The sequence below is a fragment of the Paucilactobacillus oligofermentans DSM 15707 = LMG 22743 genome, from assembly GCF_001434315.1.
Taxonomy (GTDB): domain Bacteria; phylum Bacillota; class Bacilli; order Lactobacillales; family Lactobacillaceae; genus Paucilactobacillus; species Paucilactobacillus oligofermentans.
Genome location: NZ_AZFE01000018.1, coordinates 1 through 480, shown reverse-complemented (window position 1 = coordinate 480; position 480 = coordinate 1). Strand labels below are relative to the sequence as shown.

1 protein-coding gene and 1 pseudogene are annotated in these 480 nt (G+C 36.9%); one reads left to right on the top strand and one right to left on the bottom strand.

What is annotated here, in order from left to right; translation table 11 throughout:
* Positions 1–96 (bottom strand): annotated as a pseudogene (locus FC70_RS02565) (type II toxin-antitoxin system Phd/YefM family antitoxin); the annotation flags it as partial.
* A gap of 76 nt (positions 97–172) precedes the next feature.
* Between FC70_RS02565 and FC70_RS02560 the strand changes: the two are divergent.
* Positions 173–480: site-specific integrase (locus FC70_RS02560; RefSeq protein WP_057889465.1), on the top strand; the 308-nt coding region annotated here is incomplete at its 3' end.

Below are 480 nucleotides of genomic sequence, written 5' to 3'. Positions count from 1 at the left end.
ACGAGCAATATAAACGGTTTCGTCTTCGTCATTAACTTGATCTAAATATTTTTTTAGGTTAGCGCGAAAATCGCTCTGTGTTAGTGCTAATGTCATATTTACCACCCTTTCATTGTACTTAATATTGTACTTTAATTTGTACTAAAAATCAATTTTTTAAGGAGCTAAAACTATGCAACAAGTTGTCTTACCCATCAAAGATTCAAACGTTCTCAAAGAGGTTCAAGATACCTTACTCAACAACTTTAAAGCTGGCCGGCGTAACTATACAGTTTTTCAAGTTGGCAAAGCGACACTGCTGCGAGTCAGTGATGTCATGCGCTTAAAACAGGCCGATATTTTTAATCCGGACGGTTCTATTAAACAAAATGCGTTTATTCACGACCGAAAAACTGGTAAACCTAATACCTTGTACCTTAAACCTGTTCAAACAGAGCTCTTATTGTACCGTCAATGGCTACTTGATCATAGACTAGCCTC